The sequence below is a fragment of the Pseudomonas caspiana genome, from assembly GCF_002158995.1.
In the GTDB taxonomy this organism is placed as follows: domain Bacteria; phylum Pseudomonadota; class Gammaproteobacteria; order Pseudomonadales; family Pseudomonadaceae; genus Aquipseudomonas; species Aquipseudomonas caspiana.
The window spans coordinates 8,191-9,743 of record NZ_LOHF01000047.1 but is presented as its reverse complement, the minus strand read 5'-3'; the positions used below and the strand labels follow the sequence as shown (position 1 = coordinate 9,743).

The 1,553-nt window shown below is 57.2% G+C and carries 2 protein-coding genes and 1 pseudogene; all 3 read right to left on the bottom strand.

Annotation, left to right across the window (positions count from 1 at the left end; genetic code table 11):
• A pseudogene (locus tag AUC60_RS27940) lies at positions 1 to 562 on the bottom strand (phage tail tape measure protein); the annotation flags it as partial.
• A 150-nt stretch (positions 563 to 712) separates the two neighbouring features.
• Positions 713 to 1,036 carry a phage tail assembly protein gene (locus AUC60_RS27370; protein WP_087274711.1) on the bottom strand — a complete coding sequence of 108 codons (324 nt, stop codon included), beginning with the start codon at positions 1,034 to 1,036 and terminating at the stop codon, positions 713 to 715.
• A 9-nt stretch (positions 1,037 to 1,045) separates the two neighbouring features.
• Positions 1,046 to 1,549, bottom strand: coding sequence for a phage major tail tube protein (locus AUC60_RS27365; protein ID WP_087274709.1), 504 nt, complete (start codon positions 1,547 to 1,549; stop codon positions 1,046 to 1,048).
• Between the last annotated feature and the right edge of the window lie 4 nt (positions 1,550 to 1,553).

The following is a 1,553-nucleotide window of genomic DNA, read 5'->3' as shown; positions in this document are numbered from 1 at the left end:
CCACCTCGTTGCGAGCCAGACCGGTATCCCGCGAAGTGCCAATGATGGTTTTGGCCATCTCTTTTTCTTCGTCTTTACCCGCTACACCTGCCTTGATCGCAATGTCACGAATCACCGCCCCGAACTCGGCGCTGACCCTGGTCGGCACAATCATCGTGGCCGCTGCAGCACTGGCCGCGAGCGCGGTATTGCGCAGCCCAACCGCGCCCTCTTTCATCTGGCCCTGACCGGTCGACTTCAGTTCGGCTTTGCGGGCCTGCCGCCCGGCCTGCTCATAGGCTTTGCCAAGGTTTCTGACCTCAACGCCCTGTCGTTTAAGGCTTTCAAGGTTAGCGTCGAGTTTGCGCCGCAACCCCTCGGCCGTAGCAGATCCGCTCAAATGCGCCTTGCGCCACTCTTCCTGCAGGCGCTTGGTTTCACCGATCACGGATTGCAAAACCCTGGCCTTGCCCGCCGTCGATTCAAGACGTTTAACGCGGCCTTCGACGTCCTTGAACGCCGCTCCCACAGACTTGCTGACTGCGCCACCAATCACCAGGCCAAGCGCTAATTCCTTCGCCATGCTGTCGCCCCTTGATCACCGTCCACGGGGAAAGCGGCTCAATCCCTGAGCCACCACCACATTTCGAAAAACGGCATCGTTTCAATCTCGGCCAAGGAGAACCCAGTTTCCTTAGCCATACGCTTTGCCATCAGCCGCAACAGTGAAGGGTCAAACGTCGTCCTCTTCGACCATGCGAAAGTAGCCAGACTTCACGCGCTCATAGTCCTTTAGCGTGAGGCCCATCAGGTCGTTTTCGCCAATGGAGGCAAGGCTGGCAAACAACATTGCATCGACGGCCAGCTCGTCATTGGGGTGCGCCTGCTGACAAGCACGCACTTCACGCACAGTCGGGGAGCGCATGACGATCTTGTCCGACTTGACGCCGTTCATTTCGCTGGGCGTTGACAGGGTGATGGTCACACCAGAATCCGTGACAAGCAGCCACTTAGGCCGCTCGTTCGGGTAGGTTTCTGCATTGACTGAAATGTTCATGTAATCCCCTTACAGGCCCAGCTGGTTGCGCATCTGAATGAGTTGGTCGACGCCGTTGATCACGCGCACCGAATTGACCGGATCGATCTCGTACATCACCGTGCCGTCAATTTCGAGCTTGTAGTACGACACGCCGATGTTGTACTTGAACTCGGCTTTATCGCCCGGCTTCCAGCTACCCGGATCGACCTCTTTGAGCATGCCGCGAATGGTCGCGGTTACGCCGACAAAGGCTCCCTTCTGGCCCCTGAAAGAGCCACGGAACGACGCATTGAATGCGGTGCCGTCGGCCAGCCCGAAGAACTTCATGGCCTCTTTACGCACGCCGTTGGTAGTGAACGAGGATTCAAGCTTCTCCAAGCCCATATCCATATCGATCTCGGCATCCATGCCGCCAGCACGATAGGCCTCGGTTTTAACCGTCACTTTGGGAAGGGACAGCTCCGGCACATCGCCGGAGAAGTTGATGCCGTCCACGAACAAGTTTGTATTGAAAAGCGTTTGAGGAATCATGGAA